At 58.6% G+C, this 19,569-nt stretch carries 14 protein-coding genes; 6 read left to right on the forward strand and 8 right to left on the reverse strand.

The window, feature by feature from the left end:
* Positions 1 to 482: 482 nt before the first annotated feature.
* The 3 genes from EC9_RS20190 to EC9_RS20200 all read right to left on the reverse strand — a co-directional run bounded on the left by EC9_RS20190 (position 483) and on the right by EC9_RS20200 (position 7,322).
* Positions 483 to 1,508: an ABC transporter substrate-binding protein gene (locus EC9_RS20190; RefSeq protein ID WP_218934295.1), complete on the reverse strand. Its 1,026-nt coding sequence runs from the start codon at positions 1,506 to 1,508 to the stop codon at positions 483 to 485.
* A 34-nt stretch (positions 1,509 to 1,542) separates the two neighbouring features.
* On the reverse strand, positions 1,543 to 4,179 hold the full coding sequence (treZ, locus tag EC9_RS20195; protein ID WP_145347933.1) for a malto-oligosyltrehalose trehalohydrolase: 2,637 nt from the start codon (positions 4,177 to 4,179) through the stop codon (positions 1,543 to 1,545).
* Positions 4,180 to 4,307: 128 nt separating this feature from the next.
* Positions 4,308 to 7,322: a response regulator gene (locus tag EC9_RS20200; protein ID WP_145347934.1), complete on the reverse strand. Its 3,015-nt coding sequence runs from the start codon at positions 7,320 to 7,322 to the stop codon at positions 4,308 to 4,310.
* Between the two features lie 490 nt (positions 7,323 to 7,812).
* Here EC9_RS20200 and EC9_RS20205 point away from each other — a divergent pair, with 490 nt between their 5' ends.
* From EC9_RS20205 to EC9_RS20215, 4 genes are all read left to right on the forward strand, one after another.
* Complete coding sequence (locus EC9_RS20205; RefSeq protein WP_145122685.1) at positions 7,813 to 9,447, forward strand: sensor histidine kinase; 1,635 nt, start codon at positions 7,813 to 7,815, stop codon at positions 9,445 to 9,447.
* A 7-nt stretch (positions 9,448 to 9,454) separates the two neighbouring features.
* A complete protein-coding gene (locus EC9_RS20210) occupies positions 9,455 to 10,807 on the forward strand; it encodes a sigma-54-dependent transcriptional regulator (protein ID WP_145349262.1) in 1,353 nt (450 codons plus the stop codon).
* A gap of 49 nt (positions 10,808 to 10,856) precedes the next feature.
* Complete coding sequence (locus tag EC9_RS26660) at positions 10,857 to 11,270, forward strand: hypothetical protein (RefSeq protein ID WP_218934296.1); 414 nt, start codon at positions 10,857 to 10,859, stop codon at positions 11,268 to 11,270.
* Between the two features lie 62 nt (positions 11,271 to 11,332).
* Positions 11,333 to 12,556 carry a hydrolase gene (locus EC9_RS20215; protein ID WP_246106154.1) on the forward strand — a complete coding sequence of 408 codons (1,224 nt, stop codon included), beginning with the start codon at positions 11,333 to 11,335 and terminating at the stop codon, positions 12,554 to 12,556.
* Positions 12,557 to 12,572: 16 nt separating this feature from the next.
* On the opposite strand, the gene EC9_RS20220 is transcribed toward EC9_RS20215, so the two are convergent.
* Together EC9_RS20220 and EC9_RS20225 are read right to left on the reverse strand one after the other, a co-directional pair.
* Positions 12,573 to 13,037 (reverse strand): carboxypeptidase-like regulatory domain-containing protein, encoded by a 465-nt coding sequence (locus tag EC9_RS20220; protein WP_145347936.1) that lies wholly within the window; start codon positions 13,035 to 13,037, stop codon positions 12,573 to 12,575.
* A 134-nt stretch (positions 13,038 to 13,171) separates the two neighbouring features.
* Positions 13,172 to 14,224, reverse strand: coding sequence for a DUF1559 domain-containing protein (locus EC9_RS20225; RefSeq protein WP_145347937.1), 1,053 nt, complete (start codon positions 14,222 to 14,224; stop codon positions 13,172 to 13,174).
* A gap of 423 nt (positions 14,225 to 14,647) precedes the next feature.
* Here EC9_RS20225 and EC9_RS20230 point away from each other — a divergent pair, with 423 nt between their 5' ends.
* A complete protein-coding gene (locus EC9_RS20230; protein WP_218934298.1) occupies positions 14,648 to 15,256 on the forward strand; it encodes a DUF309 domain-containing protein in 609 nt (202 codons plus the stop codon).
* Between the two features lie 22 nt (positions 15,257 to 15,278).
* On the opposite strand, the gene EC9_RS20235 is transcribed toward EC9_RS20230, so the two are convergent.
* The 3 genes from EC9_RS20235 to EC9_RS20245 form a co-directional block, all read right to left on the reverse strand.
* Positions 15,279 to 15,623: a PAS domain S-box protein gene (locus EC9_RS20235; RefSeq protein ID WP_145347938.1), complete on the reverse strand. Its 345-nt coding sequence runs from the start codon at positions 15,621 to 15,623 to the stop codon at positions 15,279 to 15,281.
* Positions 15,624 to 15,642: 19 nt separating this feature from the next.
* Complete coding sequence (locus EC9_RS20240) at positions 15,643 to 17,421, reverse strand: NADPH-dependent assimilatory sulfite reductase hemoprotein subunit (protein ID WP_145347939.1); 1,779 nt, start codon at positions 17,419 to 17,421, stop codon at positions 15,643 to 15,645.
* Between the two features lie 142 nt (positions 17,422 to 17,563).
* On the reverse strand, positions 17,564 to 18,106 hold the full coding sequence (locus EC9_RS20245; protein WP_145347940.1) for a c-type heme family protein: 543 nt from the start codon (positions 18,104 to 18,106) through the stop codon (positions 17,564 to 17,566).
* 326 nt (positions 18,107 to 18,432) lie between these two features.
* Between EC9_RS20245 and hisH the strand changes: the two genes are divergently transcribed.
* A complete protein-coding gene (gene hisH, locus EC9_RS20250; protein WP_145347941.1) occupies positions 18,433 to 19,053 on the forward strand; it encodes an imidazole glycerol phosphate synthase subunit HisH in 621 nt (206 codons plus the stop codon).
* Positions 19,054 to 19,569 lie beyond the last annotated feature (516 nt).

Genomic DNA, 19,569 nt, shown 5'->3' on the forward strand with positions numbered 1-19,569 from the left:
TGGCGTATGCACCGGTTCATCGACGCGGACATTCAGGCAACCTTCCACGGGCCCAACCGAGCGGACATGCGAGCAACGTTCCTTAGGCCCAACGGGGCCGGCCGTATGCCAGCCCAGGGCAACGCCCTGGGAAACCGATGCCCACAAAACCGTTTCAGGCCCAACGGGCCGGCTGTACGATCATGCGAGCAGTAGCGGAAGTCGTACCCGCAAAACCGAAGCCGCTGCTATTGCCCGCCTCGCACGACACCTTGAATCATTCTGCCACTTCCCATGCTGGACTACGGATCGATCGAGGCGACTCGTTTGGCAGAATAACCGGGTCAGAATGACAAGAGGGAATAGCGAACAACAAACCTCATCTTACACCGGCACATCACACCAAAATCATTCTGCCACTTTCCATTCGGGGAACACGAATCCGTTCGCACGCAGCCACGTCTCGCTGCCGTCTGCCGCCCAAGATTCTTCGGCTAACAAGATCATTCCTGCGGTGCAGTTGGAGTGATGAAGCGGGCGTCGAAGACGCGGGCGGCTGGGACCTTGTCGGCATCGACAAGTTCGATTTCGACCATTTGATCGATCAACGTCTTCCATCGCGCGGCGGTCATCTGGCCCAGCGGCGCGGCGGGATCTTCGCGATCGCATAACGGGCGAATCTGCTCTGCCCCAAACGCGAGCGCGCCGGCGTCCATGTCGGGATTGATCGAATCGATCAGGGCGTTGGTTTCGACCGGATCGTCGAGGTACTTCTGCCAACCGCGAGCGCTCGCTCGCACGATTCGCTGGGCCAGGTCGCTCTGCGTATCCAACGTCTTGCGGCTCGCAACCAGCACGCTGGCGTACGGGTTATATCCGATCTCGGAGACCATCAGCGCGACCGGATCGGCTCCCTGTTGCTTGGCGACGTAGGGCTCGCTGAAGATGTAAGCCTGTTGCGCGAACCGCTTGTTCGCCAGGAACGGGCCGATGCTGCCGGGATAGGCGATCGTTTCGACACCGGTCAGCGGCAGATGCTTCTGCATATATTGAAAGAACGCCGGGCCGGTGCCGATCGCCAGCGTGACGTCGCGAAGATCGGCCAGCTTCGAAATCCCCGATTCGCGATGGACCATGATGCATCGCGGCGTGTTCTGGATCGGTGCAAAAAGAGCGACAACTTCCGCGCCGGCTTGATGGCCAAACAAAACCCGATCGGCATTGGTCACGGCAAATGCAACTCGCCCGGCCGCAACCGACTGGACGACCGGGACGTTTGGCCCGCCGGGCAACAACGTCACTTCGAGCCCTTCGTCGGCGAAGTAGCCATGCACGTCGGCCGCGTAATAGCCGCCATGTTCGGCTTCGGGGAACCAGTTCAATTGCAGCGACACCTGCTGCAATCCGGACGCTTCGGAGGTCGATCCGCCGGCCGAAGAGTCGCTGCTGGACGAACAGCCCGACAGCAGCAACGCGATACAGATCACCAGCGAAACGGATTTCGATCGCGCAGCGGTTATTGGCGACAACGTTCGATTCATATTCAAGTTTCCAGGATGTGCACTATTGGCCCGCGGCGAGATTCCATGTCCCCTCACCGATCAGAACCGCTTGATTTTGTAGGGTCAACTGTGTCGGCGAATCGCGATGAGTCGACGACTGCATCAACACCTCGCCGTCGATTTGCAGCGACAGCGGAGGCAAATCATGCGCGGGAGCGGAAAATCGCGAAACGACAAACTTCGGTCGGCCGGTGGGAGCTTGATATTGTAGCGCGAACAACGACCGCGCGGGATCGCAGACGACCGACAGATTTTTCCAATCCAACAACGACTCCTTCTGCCATGTTTTCCGCAGCGCGATCAAGTCGCGATACCATTGCCAGATCGCGGGGTCTTTGATCTGGATCGACTTGGAATTCGCAAACGCATCATCGTGGCTCGGCGCGATCGCACCTTTCCATTGGTGATGCGGGTATTCGTTGCGGCGACCGCGGTCGACAGCGCGACGCAATCGTAGATCGCCAAAGTCGACAAAAAACATGAAGGGTGCGTCGCAGGCGTACTCTTCCCCCATGAAGATCATCGGGATCGATGGATAGAGCATCAGCAGCGGGATCGCAGCGCGTTGGGTTTCGGTCGAGGTGAGTTGATGGAAGCGGGAGCCATGCGGATGGTTGCCGACACAATCGTGCGTCTGCAAACCGCAGATCAGCGATGGCAAAAACGAGAAGTCTCCCTCGGCGTGCATCTGGCGGCGGACTTCGCTATCGATCCGCGTGACCTTGGGCCCGGTGTGCAGGTAGCCGTGCTGCAACGCTTCTTCGATGTCGCTCGCCCCCGCGTAATGGCGATGCGCGAGATTGATCTCCGGAACGGTGTGGGAATAGATCGCGTGCATGATATCGTCGGCCCAGATCGCATCGTACGCAGTCCCATCGGTCGGCGAGACGAGGGCGTGATCGTAGATATTCGCTTCGCCGATCAAATGAATCGGGCGATCGACGGTGCCGGTAAAATCGGTGACCGCGTGACGGATGCTGCGGAGGATCGGCTGGTCGCTGTCGTCGAACATGAAATGGACCGCATCCAAACGCAAACCGTCCAGATGGTATTCGCGCAGCCAATAGATGGCGTTCTCGATCACAAACCGCCGCGCCGCTTCGCTGTTCTCGCCGTCGTAGTTGAACGCGTCGCCCCAAGGCGTGTGGTGTCGCTTGGAGAAATAGGGACCGAAGTCGTGAAGGTAGTTCCCCTCGGGCCCCAGATGGTTGTAGACGACGTCTAAGATCACCGCGATTCCGGCGGCGTGACAGGCGTCGACGAAGCGTTTGAAATCGTCGGGAGTCCCGTAATTTTCAGTGGCTGCGTACAGTTGGACTCCGTCATAGCCCCAGTTGCGCGAGCCCGCACACTGGGCCAACGGTAACACTTCGACAGCGGTAATGCCTAGCGAGACAAGTTCTTCGATCCGATCGATCGCTGCCAGATAAGATCCCTCGCTTGTAAAGGTTCCGAAGTGCATTTCGTAGATCACCAGGTCGCTTTTTGCGACGCCGCGATAGTCCGCATCGTGCCACGGATATTTGCGATGATCGACGACCATCGAAGGGCCGTGAACGCCTTGTGGTTGAAATCGCGAAGCGGGATCGGGCCGACTGACGCGATCGTCCAACGAGATCTGATACCGATCGCCGCCACCGATTCCGCGGACCGTGCGATGGAAGTATCCATCCTCGTCGGGCTGGATGCGGAAGCGTTGGATCTCGTCGCCGTTCTGCTTTTCGATCGCCAGTCGGCCGGCGTAGGGAGCCCAGATATTGAAGTGGGTCGCGTTGCAGGAGACCGGGACAGCGCCCAGTGGATCGCTGGAACGAGACTCTCGTTTTTCGGGCGGCACGAGCTCGAACCAACAACATCCTTCCAAGACACCCGACGTCGCTCGAGCCTCCGACAGATAGAATCGATCCAACGTATTGCCGGTGCGGTGCGATGCATAAACTGTCGACGCGATCTCCGGTTCGGCATTGCCAACGACGATCGTGCGATATCCCGCGAGGAAGACCTCCAAGTCGTTGCCACCATCACCGGCAAAGACAACTTGTTCGCGATCATTTCCGCTGCGGTCCAACCACCACTGCAAGGCGTAGGCTTTGGAAAGTCCCGCCGGCAGGATGTCGACCAGCCCTTCACCCCAATGGAGATTGAAACCCGAGATCACATCGCAATCGATCCCCGAGTCGCGCAGACGGCTTTGAATCGTGGCAACCGTCGCTTGCAACGTCTTTGCTTCGGCGAAGTAGCTGATCTTGAACTGGTTTTGTTTTTCGGTGGCGCGGAACCGCAGGTCGACTAGATCTCGCAACAGGTAGGAGACGTCGTCGGTCGCAAAGCTGGCGAAGTTCGCTTCCAGATGCGTTTGGAAGTCGGGCAGGTAGTCGAAGCCACCGTCGTCGTTGCGGACAACGATCGTCGTGCCGCCATCGCAGATCGCGACTTCGGGTGCCGGAATCTGAAACGTCTGCAACGCTTCGATCATCGCTGCGCGATCGCGTCCCGTGATGGGAAGCAGCTGCACCTGGTTGGCTTGCAAATTTCCAAGCAAGGTTTGCAGGTCGGCGATGTGAGTCGGATCGTCTTGCAGCGGCAGCAGCGTACCGTCCAGATCGGTCGCAAGGATCGAGCGGGGGCGAATGGGCATAGGTGGGAAAAATCAAATGCGAGTAGTGAGGAGCATGGTTTGCGAAGCGGTCTACCTGACCGTAGCATATTCCTCTCGCGGCGAGTAGCGCAGGGGAGCGTCGGATCATCGCAGCGGTTGGCAGCGACTTAGGCTTCGCGGTTGAGATGCTCCAACATCGCTTCGACCTCGTCCTGCAATTCGTCCAACAGCGCACGGCACTCGGCCAATTTGTTGGCACGCGCGAGTTCTTCGAGTCGAATCGAAACCGCCACCACGCGACTGGCGGCAAAGACGTCGGCGGATCCTTTTAAGGTATGGGCTGCACGCGCCAACGATTTGCAATCTCCCATCTGCAGGGCGTGATGGATCTGATCGATCAGGATCGGGCCTTCCTGACGCATCGCGCTGGTCAGCGGTTCCAACAGTTCCCAGCCGCCGTCGATTCGTTCGATCGCATGCCGCAGGTCGACGATCTGAGTCGGATTTGCCAGCTCCAATGGCGGCAGATATCGTTCGGGAGCCGCGGCGGCAGTCGGAGGTTCGCGGTCGAAAACCCCGGCGATCACAGCTTGCAATTGCGACGGGTTGATCGGTTTGGAAATGTAATCGTCCATGCCCGCGCTAAGACAGCGTTCGCGATCGCCATCCATCGCCGCGGCGGTCATGGCGATGATCGGAGTATGAATTCCCAGATGGCGATCGCGGACTCGGATTTCCAGCGTCGCTTCGACGCCGTCCATCTCCGGCATCTGCAGGTCCATCAGGACAAGGTCAAAGGGTTGGCGAGCGACCTCCATGACGGCTTCGATCCCGTTCCGGGCCAACGTGACATTGTGCCCCTCGCGGCTCAAGAATCCGATCGCGACGCGTTGGTTCACCAATCCATCTTCCGCCAACAGAATGTTCAATGGACGCTGATTGCCGCCGGGTTCTAGCAAAGGTGTCGACGTGGCGTGGTGGCTGCGAATGTCCATCGCGTCGAGAATTGAATCGAACAGATCCGACTGCAGCACCGGCTTGGTGAGATAACGCTGAATCCCCATTTCGCGGCACCGCTGCGAATCGTCGGCTCGCGCGGCCGAGGAGATCATGATGATCGGCAGCCCCTTCAACAGCGGCGACTGACGAATACACTCGGCTAACGCAAATCCATCCATGTGCGGCATCATGCAATCCAGCAGCACCAATCGATAGGGATCCTCGGTCGACGCGGCCCGTTGCAGTTCGGCCAATGCCGCCGGAGCGCTAGCGACCAACGTTGGGTTCAACTGCCAAGCGTCCAGCATCTCGCCGAAGATCTGACGATTGGTGTTGTTGTCGTCGACGACGATCGTCGGGAGGCCACGTAGGCTGTCGAGATTTTCGGTCGGAGCCACGGCCGCATCGGCCAACAGGAACTCCGCCGTAAAATAGAAGGTCGTGCCGACGCCCACCTGACTGTCGAGCCAGATGTTGCCGTGCATCAGATCGACAAGGCGAGCGGAGATCGCCAATCCCAAACCGGTGCCGCCGAACTGCCGCGTGGTCGAGACGTCGGCCTGGGCAAACTCTTCGAAAACTGTCTGCACCTTTTCGCCGGGAATCCCGATCCCCGTATCGCGAACGGCAAACTGCAACCGAATCGCACCGGCGTCGAGAGCTTCGAGCGGCAGATGCGATTGACCGTTTGCCAGCGGATTGGTGATCGCGATCACTTTGGGATCGTCGGCGTTGGTGACTTCGACAACCACCTCGCCCTGCTGCGTAAATTTGATCGCGTTGCCGACCAAATTCACGACGATCTGTCGCAAGCGGACCGGATCGCCAGCGACTTGGTTGGGGAGATGGGGATCGATCCGGCAGGCGAGTTCCAAGCCTTTTTCGGCAGCTTTGACGGCAAGCGTTTGCACGGTGCGGCCGACGCAATCGCGAAGGTTGAACGAGGTCTCTTCGAGTTCGAGTTTGCCCGCTTCGATTTTAGAGAAGTCGAGGATGTCGTTGATGATCCGCAGCAGCGAATCGGCGGAATCCTTGATCGTCCGCAGGTAATCGCGCTGCTCGATCGAAAGATTGGTGTGAGCCATCAGGTCGGCCATCCCGATGATCCCATTCATCGGCGTGCGAATTTCGTGACTCATGTTCGCCAGGAAATCACTCTTCGCCTGGTTCGCCGCGTCAGCCGCCTCCTTGGCTGTTTTCAACTCCTGTTCGGTCCGCTTCAGATCGGTGACATCGCGAGTGATCCCGAAGGTCCCGACAATTCGGCCGGCATCATCGCGGAGCGGCATCTTGGTCGACGAACACCAGCTGTCGGGGCGATCGGCCCAGGTTTCGCGTTCGATCTCGGCGACCATCGGCACGCCGGTATCCATGATCTCCAGCTCGCTAGCTCGGGCGTTGGCCGCGTGTTCGCTGGTGAAGATATCGGCATCGGTCTTGCCGACTGCGATCTCGGCGTTTTTCCAATGGAACTTCTTCGCCATGCTGCGGCTGATCCGGATGAACCGACTGTCGCGATCTTTGAAATAGATGCTGTCGGGGATATTGTTCAGCAGCGTGTTCAGCAGATAGCGGGCTTTCTCCAGGTCTTGGTCCAAATGCTTCCGCTCGGTGACGTCCCAGAACAGCAACTGCACGCCGGTGATTTTTCCCTGGGCGTCGCGGACGGGAGCTTTGACCCGTTCGATCCAACACTCGTTCCCATCTTTCGCCAGATAGGGTTCGGTGTCGTGCAGAACGATCCCCTCGCGGATCACCTGTTGATCGTCCAGCTGGTACGCCTTGGCGAGATGTTCCGGGAAGATATCAAAGTCGGTCTTGCCGCGGAGTTCCTGCAACGTCATCTGATGCAGTTGAAGGTAGCGTTCATTGGCGAACACTCGGCGGCCGTGCAAATCCTTTAAGACCAAATTGATCGGAAGGTTATCGACCAGCGTGTGGTACAGAATCCGCGTCTCTCCCAGCGCCGAACTCGGATCTTGGGAGTCGATAAAAATTTCGCTCGGTTGCTGCGGCGGCAGCTGAGAAAACGTCGATTCAGCCGCTTCGGCGCGGCGAGCAATCTGATCCCAGGCTGCCAGCAATTCTTCTTCATCGGCAGAACCGTCGGTTTGCGCGACGAGTCGAGACCGCACCTTTTGCAGTGCGGATTGCAGATCGAAAGGGCCGGTGGGATCGGTCATGGAAGATCTATCGCGCTGGCAGGATACTTCGCTTGGAATCTTTGCCGCAGTGTACCATCTGCGGTGCCGCTTGTACTCATCATCTGTATTACAAATCGGGGCGGAGCAGTGTTTCTATTTGAGCTATCAGCTGGCACGCGCTAGCGTCCGGTTCTCTGGCCAACACCGCGCTGCCGCGGGCTGGCGAATTCGCCCGAGCTGAAACACTAAATTGCCCTGCATTTCAAATATAGGACAGAGTCTTGCAGGTGACAGCAAAACCATCGGCGATCGGTTTGCGCCGCCGCGATCTCTCGCCCGCGGAAGTCGCCCAGCTCAGGTGCCCTTCTATTTGACTCCGCTTCGGGCAAATCGTTCACTCAAAAAGGCTGCTCGCTCTACTTACCATACCAGCCCCCATCGCCGAGGGGGCCTGATTGTTATTGCCTCGCGATTCCCGTTCCTGCTACACTCCGCCCCCCAATTGTCTCGTCTATACGGAGGGTCGCGCGTGCTCCGAAACTACAAAATCCGAACCAAACTACTGATCGCCCTCGGATTGCTATGCGCGATTGTGTTGACAATTTCGCTCGGCGGTTTTCAGTCGATCTATGCCTATCGGCAACTCGCCAGCAGCATTAGCGATCGGGCGGCGGAGCTGCCGCTGACCAGTTCGCTGACTCGCGACGTCGAGCTGCTGCGGAACACCTACCACCGCATCCACGACCATTCGAGCAGCGAAAATCCGCTGGCTCGAATCTCGTTGACCAACGAACGCGATCAATTTCGGACCTGCGTTGCCGACGTTCGCTCTTCAGCCAACGCCTACCGTGGCGAACTGGACGCTGGAGATGATGAAGCGACAGTCCTTTCGGATCGGTCGCGCGAACGACATACCATCGATGCGATGTTGCGTGGGCTCGAACGCATCGACGACATCGTCCGCGCCGAAAACTGGGCGCTCAAAGAGATCGATTACGCCCGCTTGGAGATCGAGCTGGATAGCTTGGCCGATTCGGCGCAACAGCTGCCAACCTTTCTGCAGCAACACATGCTCAGCCTACGCGACGACGTTCGCGGTTTTTACCGCACGGCGATCGCCGTGATGTGGGGCAGTTCGCTGCTGGCGTTAGGAATGTTCGCCGCCTTGATCTTCCTGTTCCATCTCGTCGTCGTTAAACCGTTTGGGTCGCTGCTGCAGGGCAGCCGCACGATCAGCGAAGGAGTCTTCGCCCATCGGATCGAACTGGGGACCGGCGACGAACTGGCGGAACTGGCAAATTCGATGAACGACATGACCGCTCGGTTCTTGAGCACCGAATCGGAATTGAAGGATGTGATCGCGGGCAAAGAGGAAGAGATCCGCAATCGAACCAACGAAGCGATCCGCAACGAACAACTGGCCAGCGTCGGGTTCCTCGCCGCCGGGGTCGCTCACGAGATCAACAATCCGTTGGCGTCGATCGCGTGGAGTGCCGAAGCGCTCGAATCGCGGCTGCACGATCAACTCTACGACACCGATTCCGACGGACCATCGCAACCGCTGAACAACGACCAATTGTCGACGCTGCGAACCAACCTGCGTCGAATTCAAGACGAGGCGTTCCGTTGCAAAGGGATCACCGAACACCTGCTGGACTTCAGCCGCTTGGGGAACGTCAAACGCGAACCGACCGACCTGAAGCACTTGGTCGAAGACGTTGTTGCGATGGTTGGCACGCTAGGCCAATACCGCTGCAAGACGATCCGTTTGGACTGTCCCGATGAAGTCAATGCGGCGATCAACGGCCAGGAGATCAAACAAGTTGTCCTGAACCTGCTGACCAACGCGTTGGAGAGCGTCGACACCGACGGAGCGATCGACGTCCGGCTGCGGCAACGCGGCGATGTCGCCGTGCTGACTGTCGAAGACGACGGCTGCGGGATGGATGAACACGTTCAGAACCATCTGTTCGAACCCTTTTTCACCAGCGGTAAAGAAGGGCAGGGAACCGGTTTGGGGCTGAGCATTTCCTATCGTATCGTCCAACAGCATGGCGGCCGGATGTCGGCGCAGAGCGAAGGACGGGGCCGGGGCGCCCGTTTAGATGTCACACTACCTCTTGAACACACCATGGAAGCCGATGTCCAAAAAAACGCAGCCTAACGCCGGTTTGTCGATCATGTTCGCCGACGATGAGCCCGGCCTGCAGGAGTTGATGGCAGCCGAATTGCCCCGCTTGGGACACACCGTCACCGTCTGCCCCGATGGGCTGACCGCGTTGGCGGCTGTCGAAAAGCAGGCTTACGATTGCATCATCGTCGATCTCGACATGCCTGGCATGAACGGGATCGAAGTCTTGCAGCGAACCAAAGAACTGCAACCGCTGTGCGAAGCGATCGTGCTGACCGGTAAATCGACGACCGAATCGGCGATCATCGCTGTGAAGTGCGGCGCCTTCGACTATCTGACTAAACCGTCGCGGCTGGCCGATCTCGCCACGCTCTTGGGACGCGTTGCCGAACGCCGCCAGATCAGCAAGCAGATGTCGGCGCTTCAGTTGCGGCTGCGCCGCGCCGAGGGAGATCCTCAATTGATCGGTAAGCATCCGTCGATGGAGCGTGTTGCGAAATTGATCGCCAAAGTCGCGCCAACCGAAAGCACCGTCTTGATCCGTGGCGAAACCGGATGCGGTAAAGAGCTAGTCGCTCGCGCGGTCCACGACCAGAGCCGACGAGCGGCAGAATCGTTTGTCGCGATCAACTGTGGCGCACTTCCCGAAAACCTGATCGAAAGCGAACTGTTCGGTCATTGCCGCGGTGCCTTCACCGGCGCCGATGCGGCTCGCACCGGCATGTTCCAAGTCGCCGATGGCGGAACGATTTTCCTGGACGAGATCGGCGAGCTGCCGCTGTCGATGCAAGCCAAGTTGTTGCGCGTGCTCGAATCGCGTGAGATCCGCCGCGTCGGCGACAACCAAGTCGAAAAGATCGATGTTCGCGTCGTCTGTGCGACGCACCGAAATCTCGAACAGATGGTCGAACAGGGCGAATTCCGCGAGGACTTGATGTTCCGCATCAACACCTTTGAGATCGACGTTCCGTCGCTCCGCGAGCGGGCGAGCGACATTCCGGAACTGGCCGCGCATCTGCTGCGTCGCTTCAACAACGAACAACTGAGCGATGCGGAGCTGTTCACGCCCGAAACGATGAGCGCTCTGACGGCCCACGTCTGGCCGGGCAATGTTCGCGAACTGGCTAACGTGATCGAACACGCAGTCATTTTGTGCGACGCGCTGCCGATCCGCCCCGAACATCTGCCGCGGCACTTTGGCGATCGTCAGCTACGAAAAGAGTTACGCAGCAGCGGCCCGATGAGCCTGCGAGAGATGGAGCACGTGGCGATCGAACAGGCGTTGGAACGGCACGACGGCAACAAATCGGCTGTCGCGGCGGAACTGGGCATTAGCCTGAAAACCCTGTATAACAAGCTGAACACGGTTGCTGCCGAAAAGCAATCGGCGTAATCCTCACCGTCGCCACTGCGCCGGTTTTCGCTTGTGCAGATCTTCTTTTATGAACACCGATTCCGCATCGCTTCGATCCAGCGACATCGAACTGGTGGAACCGACGCCGCAATTGCGGATCGTTTCCGATAGCGAAGCTGCGGAACTGGCTGCGGAGATTCCGACGGGATCTCCCTTTGCCCCCGGGACCGCGTTGCCGTTGGATCTGGTTGGACAACCGATCAGCTTCGAAGCGGGCGTATGGCGCGAGACGATGTTAGGCGGGCTCTTGGCGTCGTTGATCATGATTCTGTTTGGTCTTGGTGCGGTTGCCATTTTCCCGATCGGTGCGGTATTGATCGGTGCGGGGGGCTGTTTGTTGGGGGCGATGGCATTGGTCACGCGACGTCCCACGTTAGCGTTGGCGGCGACCTTGGGGAATCTGGTCGTACTGGCGATTGGTTTCTTTCGGTCGTTCAGCTAGCTTCATCCGCCGACAATCCAGCCAAACGATTCCCAGGCGAACCAAATTGGAGTGCGACAGTGATGAGTCCAACCGATGGTTTACGCGATGCCAGCGATTGGCTGCGGTCTCAAGAGCCGGCGATCAAAGAACAACTGGTGCAGTGGGCTGAAATCGCTTCGGGATCGCACGACACCGTGGGCTTGCAACGGATGTCTAATCGGCTGCGGGCAGACTGGCAGCATCATGGTTTCACATTGCAACCGACGCCGTTGTCGGCGATCCAAGAGGTCGCTTCCCAGGGGGAGATTGTGGAATGGAAGAGTGTCGATGCCTTGGTCGCCCGCCAACGTCCCGGGGCCGCCCGGCGGGTGTTATTGGCGATTCACTTCGACACCGTTTACGAACAAGAGAGCGATTTCAAGCAGTGCCAGTGGCTCGATGCCGATCGCTTGCGCGGCCCCGGCGTCGTTGATGCCAAGGGAGGGCTGTTGGTGATGATGTGGGCCTTGGCAGCGATCGAGAAGTTTGATCTCGCGGGAGAGATCGGATGGACCGCGATCCTGAATCCCGATGAAGAGATCGGTTCGCCAGCCAGCGCGGCGCTGTTCCAACAACAGGCGGGGCTGCACGATTTTGGTCTGCTGTTCGAACCCTGTCTCCCCGATGGCGCGATGGTCTCACAGCGAAAGGGTTCGGGGAACTTTACGATCGTCGTTCGCGGCCGCTCGGCGCACTCCGGCCGCGATCCCGAAGACGGTCGCAACGCGATCGTGTTGTTGTCGCAGGTGGTCGGTGAGGTCGATCGGTTGAACGATCCGCATGCTGGCACGACGGTCAACGTTGGCCGCATCGAAGGAGGCGGGCCGCTGAACCGCGTTCCCGATCTGGCGATCGGCCGCTTGAACGTTCGCGTCAACGATGCGTCGGCGCTAGCGGACTTTGAGAATCGGCTGAGCCAGATTGTCGACCAAGCCAATGAACGCGAAGGCTTTGAGGTTCGCTTGCATGGCGGTTTCCATGCGCCGCCAAAGAGTGTCGACGATCGCACACGGGAAATTCAACGCGCTGTCGAAGCTTCTTTAGATGCTTCGGAACCGGCGATCCGATGGCAACCGACCGGCGGAGCTTGCGACGGCAGCAAGCTCGCATTTTATGGACTGCCCAACGTCGACACGTTGGGCCCTCGCGGCGGCAATCTACACAGCCCCGATGAATGGGTCGACACCGCGTCGATCGTTCCCAAAGCCACGTCGATCGTCCGTCTGTTGACAGCCTATGCGCGTGGCGATAAATGGATGTGTTAGGACTGGTGCGGTCGACCTAACGTTTGCGTTTCGAGTTCAGATCGAATTCCATTTCCGGATTGGTTCCGGCTTTGATGTCGGCAAACATCGTGCACATCTCCGGGTTGTTGTATGCGGGAGGCAAGATGTTTTCGGCCCCCACATCTGCGGCGGTAGCTCCAGGAGGGATCGGCGAGCCATCGGGTTGAGCCAGCTTTTGGAAGATGACTTTGTATTTGCCTTCCCGAACGCCATCTTGCCCCTCGACCGACGTGACGCTGAACGCGCCGTTCGCATCGGTGACACCAAAACCGCCGCGTCCAGCGACGCCCGCTTCGGGCAACAACGATACCGAGACACCTTCGATTGGCTTGCCATCCATTAGCACGCGGCCCGATGCCGGATAGACGTCGGCCAACGGAGGACCGCCGTCACAGCCAACGGCCAGCAGAACCAACAAAGAAGCGGCACAGAACAAGCGACGATCATAAACGAGAGTCATCAGAAGGGGGCTCCAGAACGAGAGGGAATTGACTTGCGAGATGAGTATTGGGTAGTGTTTTAACCGCGGCGACGCTTCCAGGACCGGCGAATCGGCCCGTCCTGGAATTGTGCGCCGCAAGGCATGGTTCGAGATTAAAATTCACCAACGACGTTTCCGTCGGAGATCGCGGTGATGTTGTTGAGGACCACTTGGTCGGTGGTTTCGGTCATGAAATGGACCGATCCATCGGCGAATACCGCTTGGGCTCCGCCGGGATGGGTGCTTCCGGCGGTTCCCCATTCGCCCAATTGGCTAGCGCGGGGCGTTCGCGAATTGGGAGGCGAATCCCAGTTGCAGCACTCGTTGTCGTTGATACCGCGAGACCATCCCAGATCGACGCCTTGACCGGCCCATTTGGCATAGCCCCAAGTGGGAACCGATCCATCGACGACCGCACGCAGCGTTTCGGCTACGGCAACGGTGTTGCTGGTTCCATCGGTGATATCGCGAAACCGCGACGATTCGTCGTGTCCAAACAGACGTTTGCTGGTGAACCCGGTGTCACGGCTCCACTTCTCGGCGGTGCTGGACAACCGACGCATGCTGAAGTCGTAATTCGTGTAGGCACCCAACAAGCTGGTCGTACCGGCCGAAATCGAATAGCTCGCCGAGTCGGTGGGGTAGTGGGTTGGGTTGGGATCCGATGGGCACAAGAAGGCTTCGACCGATGTGCTGACGACGACATCGTTGGCGTTGCCCGCTTCACCTGGTTTCGGGCCGGCGAATCCAACGCCACCGCGATCGTAGCCGCCGGTGGGGAGGTTCATGTCGATTTGATCCTGCAGGTTTTGCAGTTCGATAAAGGGTAGCAACAGCATCCAACCGCGATGGTTCAAAACGCCGTTTGCTGCGGGAGCGGCACTTTCGGCGGTGACCGAACCGTCACCCGAAGTGGAGTAGGGAAAGACTCGATGCGTGTCGTGATAGTTGTGCAGCGCCAGACCGATCTGCTTCATGTTATTGGAACATGACATCCGACGAGCGGCTTCGCGAGCGGCTTGAACGGCAGGCAAAAGCAGCCCAACCAGAATACCAATGATCGCAATTACGACTAACAATTCGACAAGTGTGAACCCCGAGCGGTGTGGTTGCGTGTTGGGGCGAAGTGAGCGGTGCTGGGACGGGGAAACGTGCCGTGATTTCATGCGGGCGGGTCCTGAATTTAGAGGGGTGAGAATTTAATATTGGGATTGGGGCCCCGGCTGATAGATGCACACGGAGTGCCAAGAAATGTCGCTGCAACGCTTCTGGTGTATCGCGGTTGTGCCACACGGGCTCTGCACCACAATGGCTAGAACGCATGGTGGGTGGCGAGGATTACTTCGCTGATGCCTCGCTTACGGCATGTTGGATTCCGTAACGGAAGTTGGGCACGATGCCTTTGCGGCGCCGTTTTTTTTTTGAGTTATTTGTGTTTCGCAACGAATGCCTTGTCGTTGAGCTACGCTGCTTAAAACTAGGGCATGAGGTTTGGTAGGAATGGCGTGTGTGTGTTGGACCGAGCGAGTGGTTGCTGTGGTGGCGTTATTCCGCAATGACCTGGACTCTTCTTTTGACTGGAATCGATCGTGAAGAAACCGGAATCGACCGACCCGCCGATGCCGCCGCCGCGTTTTTCAACGCGCCGGTTTCCTGTCTACGCCTACGTTCCGGGGATGCATCCCCATCCGTTCTCGGATCCTCGCGGGCACAGCTGGGACGCGGTGGCCAGGGCGGTTGATCCCGCCGACCGGGTGTCGATCCGCAATCGTCACCTTTGGGCGGTCGATCTGTTTAACCACGGCTACGTCTGGGAAGCGCATGAAGCGTGGGAGTCGCTGTGGATCGCTGCTGGACGCGTCGGCCCTGCGGCGACGTTTCTGAAGGGGCTGATCAAACTCGCCGCGGCCGGTGTCAAAGCGCGGCAGGGGAAACTGGTTGGCGTTCGGCGCCACGCGCGGCGAGCGGCGGAGCTGTTTTTGGAAGCTGCCGACGATCGAGGCTTTTCCTGCGAGCTGCAGTTTGGGCTTTCATGTCAGTTGATGCGACAGAACAGCATGAATGTGTTGGATGCCGCGGCAAGCATCGTCGATCGCGCGCCGCAACCTGTCGTGCGGGTGTTGCCGGTCGTGTTGCAGCCGATCTTTCCCAGCGATGATGCCGAATCCCCTCCGCCCGCAGCGGATGAGCCATCGTAGCGAGGGACCAAAGCCGGCAGGACTAATCCGTTTGTTTCGGTGCTTGCAGGTCTTCGCGGATGATCGCAACGGTCAGAGCGATCCGGATCGTCTGGCCGTTCTTGTGGAGTGCTGGAACGCGGATCAGGTTGGTCCCCAGATGCGTCTGCCCCGACGCGATCGCACTATGAAAACCGTCCCAGTGTGGTTTTCGCGAAGCGTGGGGAATAAAGAAGTCCATCGATTTGCCCAGGACTTCGTCGGCGCTGTACCCCAGCAAGCGAACGGCTCCCGGATTCCACAAGATGATCTCGCCGCGGCGATCGACGGCGATGATGGCATCGCCGACACATTGAACGAATTGGTCGAGGTCCAAATCGGTTTTCATTAACTCAGTTCTCGAGGACTCACGTTTCTTGATCTAACTGCAACAACGCTTCGACGCCGACGCGATTGCAGTAATCGCCAAGACTCTCCCCCGCGGTTCGATGCTGTTTGAAATGAACCAACACGGGACGCAGTTCGTCGACGATCCGGCTCATCGGAACCTGATCCTTGAAGACTTTGTTCATTCGCGTACCCAGCAGGTTGCCACCGATGAACAGCGTGTAGCGGCCTTCGCCCGTCTTGCCGTCGGCACTACGGCCAACCAGACCGATGTCGGCGTTATAGGGTCGGGCACAGCCGTTGGGACATCCGGTCATCCGGATCGTGAACTGTTCGTCCGCCAAACCAAGTAAGCTGAGTTCGGCTTCGACCGCGCCGATCACAGTCGGCAACACGCGTTCGCTTTCGGTAATCGCCAAGCCGCAGGTTGGCAGCGCCGGACATGCGAACGCAAACCGCCGGGCGTTGCTGATCTGATCGACAGTGACAACGCCGTGTTCGGCCAGCAGTTGTTGGATAGTGTCGCGTTGATCTTCTTCGAGATCGCACAACAAGATGTTTTGCTGAGCGGTCAGTCGAGCGTTGCTGACATGGTCGGTGAACAGCTTGCGAAGAGCTGTCTTCAGTCGCAGCGGGCCATCGTCTTTGACTCGACCGTTTTCGATCGGCAGCCCCAAGAAGAACTTGCCGTCTCCTTGCGCGTGCCATCCCATGTGATCATCGTGTCGTGTCACGTCGACCGGATTGGGAGCGGGCAACGGACGTGGCAAGCTGCCATCGGCAACGCCGCAGATCGATTCGGCTTCGGACAGATACGATTCGACTTTCGCTTTAAACGCCGCGAGACCCAGGTTGTGGATCAGATATTTCATCCGGGCTTGGCTGCGGTCGGCGCGGTTGCCGAAGTCGCGTTGCACCAGGATGATCGCGGTGATGATCGGCAGCAATTGATCGGGCGTGACAAACGTCAATCGATGCGCTAGTGCTGGGAAACAGTTCTTCTTGCTGGGAGTCGTCCCCATGCCGCCGCCAACCAAAACGTTGAATCCAACCAGTTCGTCCCCGCTGGTGACGCCCAGCAGGCCGAGGTCGTTGTCGTAGACGTCGATGCAATTGTCATCGCTGAGCGCGAGGCCGATTTTAAATTTCCGCGGCAGATAGGCTTTGCCATAGATCGGATCGGGTTCGGGTTCATCCGGCGGTCCGACGACCTGCTGGCGTTCACCCGACTGCGGATCCTTGATCCAGATTTCATGATAGGCTTGCGTCTTTGGCCGCACGTGGACAGCGATCTCGTCGGCAATTTCCTGCAAGCGATCGCGGAGCCCGTTCTGGCGCAGCGGTGCCGGGCAACAGCAGACGTTGCGCGTCACGTCGCCGCAAGCCGATTGCGTGGAAAGCTTGATCTCATTGATGCGATGAATCGTGCTCCAGAGATTGGCTTTCACCACCCCGTGCAACTGGATGCTCTGTCGCGTCGTGATCCGAATCGTCCCATTGCCCAGTTCGTCGGCGATGTCCAGTTCCCCGAGAAACTGTGTGGCGGTGATCTTGCCGCCGGGGATGCGATTGCGAACCATGAAGGAATAGGCTTTGCCAAGCCCTTCTTTTCGGCGAGGCGTCCGCAGGTCGCGGTCGTCCTGTTGGTAGGTGCCGTGAAATTTCAGCAGCTTGGTTGTGGCATCGGCGACGTGGTCGGTAGCGGCATCGGCCAATTCGTCGGCGATCGAACCACGCAACCCACAGCTGGCTTCTTTGATCACTTCAACTTTCGTTTTTTTTGGCTCCGGATCCGACATGCGTCGTGTTCCTCGTTGTGGGTGTGGCGGTTGAATATCTCGTTATTGTCGAGTTGATAGAAAGACGCTCCGTGAAAAACGAAGCGTCTGGTTGTTGCCGCGTCGTGGTATCGCAAACGGCATTGCCTGAGTGGTTGCCAACCTATTGGATCGGCACGGTGTAACTGATCGCTCCGATCGGTTCGCCTGGTTTGGCGTCAGCGTAGTGCGCGTGGCACATTACACATTTTTGCATCACCACGGGTACGGGAGTCAACGCGCGCAGATAATGTTTGCCGTCGCGGACGACCACTTGATCGACAGTCTTTGCACCCGCTTTCAATTTCTTGATACCCGATTTTTCAAAGTCGTCTTTGGCGACGTTGTCCGATTCGTAGGGATCGCCGGTGGCGTCGATCAAGCGAATCGTATTGTCGCTCCCCTCGGAGATGTTTTTGAACAACAGGACCGCGGCGCTTCCGGCGGCAAAGTCGTCATCGTCGTTGACGTATTTGTCGGTCACCAAAACGATCGTTTGCTTAAAGATGTTGTCGAGCGTTTGCACGGTCTGCCGCGATCGCTGGACCGCTTTCGCGTTGGGGGCCGGGTCCTGAGCCGGTGCGTTGGGGGAGGTGATCACCTGAAAACCACCAATCGCAGCGACGGCCAGTGTCGCCAGACGGACTTTAAGAGAGATTCGCTTCATTCCAGAGTCTCCTGTTCGCAGAAAGGGGAGCAAGATTCGCGTCGATCGCTAAAGATGCATATTTGGCACAGCTTTTGTAGATCTTCTGGGGAACGGTGTCAACTGTGACAGATCGTCCGTTGTTGGACGCGGTTGGATCGGATGTCCGCCACAGCGCAGCCGCCATCGCAAAGTGACCAGTTGCGTTGGTGAGAGAGCTTGCAGCGTTGGGCCACCGCGAACCAACCCTTCGCGAATACCGTCTATCGGGTTAAAATCGCCGAGCAACGCGGCACAGGCCCGAAATCAACGCATCCGTCAAACGAAACTCCACCGGCCAAGTCATCATGATCACGATTGTCGATTACCAAATGGGCAACCTCCGCAGCGTCAGTAAGGCGATCCAACGCGTGGGGGAAGAGACGCTGATCACGTCGGACCCGGGCGAGATCGCGTCGGCGGAGAAGTTGATTTTGCCGGGCGTCGGCGGTTTCAAAGATGCCATCGCCGAACTGAATCGCCGCGACCTAGCCAACCCAATCCGTGATTTCATCGATTCGGGACTCCCCTTTCTGGGGATCTGCCTGGGGCTGCAGATGCTATTCGACAGCAGCGAAGAGGGGGGGCAGCACGAGGGACTGGGAATCATTCCCGGAGAAGTCGTTCGCTTTCCCGCAGACCCCGCGTTGAAGGTGCCGCACATGGGCTGGAACCAGGTCCAGATCACGCAACCGACGCCGCTGATGCAGGGGATCGAGCCGGGGACGCACTTCTACTTCGTTCACTCCTATTACGTCAAGCCGAGCGATCGCAGCGTCGTCGCGATCGAAGCCGACTACGGGGCTCCTTTCTGTGCCGCGATCTGGCGCGACAATCTGCACGCGACTCAGTTCCATCCCGAAAAGAGCCAAGGCAACGGAATGAAGTTGCTGAAGAACTTCGTCTCGCTGGATGCGCCCGGCGAGTGAAGTTTGTCGTTCTTCACCCTCCGCCAGACGCAGTTTGAAGGGGAGGGTCGAACGAGCGCAGCGTTGATCGGGGAGGCTTTGCGTGAGATCGACTTCGGCGTCTTTGACTCACGGACAGCCCTCCCCGAAAAACTCGCTAAACGCTCGTTTTTCGACCCTCCCGGCGTTGCCGGGCGGGTGAAGTTGCGCGTTCTTCACCCTCCGCCAAACGTAGTTTGAAGGGGAGGGTCGAACGAGCGCAGCGTTGTTCGGGGAGGCTTTGCGTGAGATCGACTTCGGCGTCTTTGACTCACGGACAGCCCTCCCCGAAAAACTCGCTAAACGCTCGTTTTTCGACCCTCCCGGCGTTGCCGGGCGGGTGAAGTTGCGCGTTCTTCACCCTCCGCCAAACGTAGTTTGAAGGGGAGGGTCGAACGAGCGCAGCGTTGTTCGGGGAGGCTTTGCGTGAGATCGACTTCGGCGTCTTTGACTCACGGACAGCCCTCCCCGAAAAACTTGCTAAACGCTCGTTTTGCG

Source organism: Rosistilla ulvae, from assembly GCF_007741475.1.
GTDB classification, from domain to species: Bacteria; Planctomycetota; Planctomycetia; order Pirellulales; family Pirellulaceae; genus Rosistilla; species Rosistilla ulvae.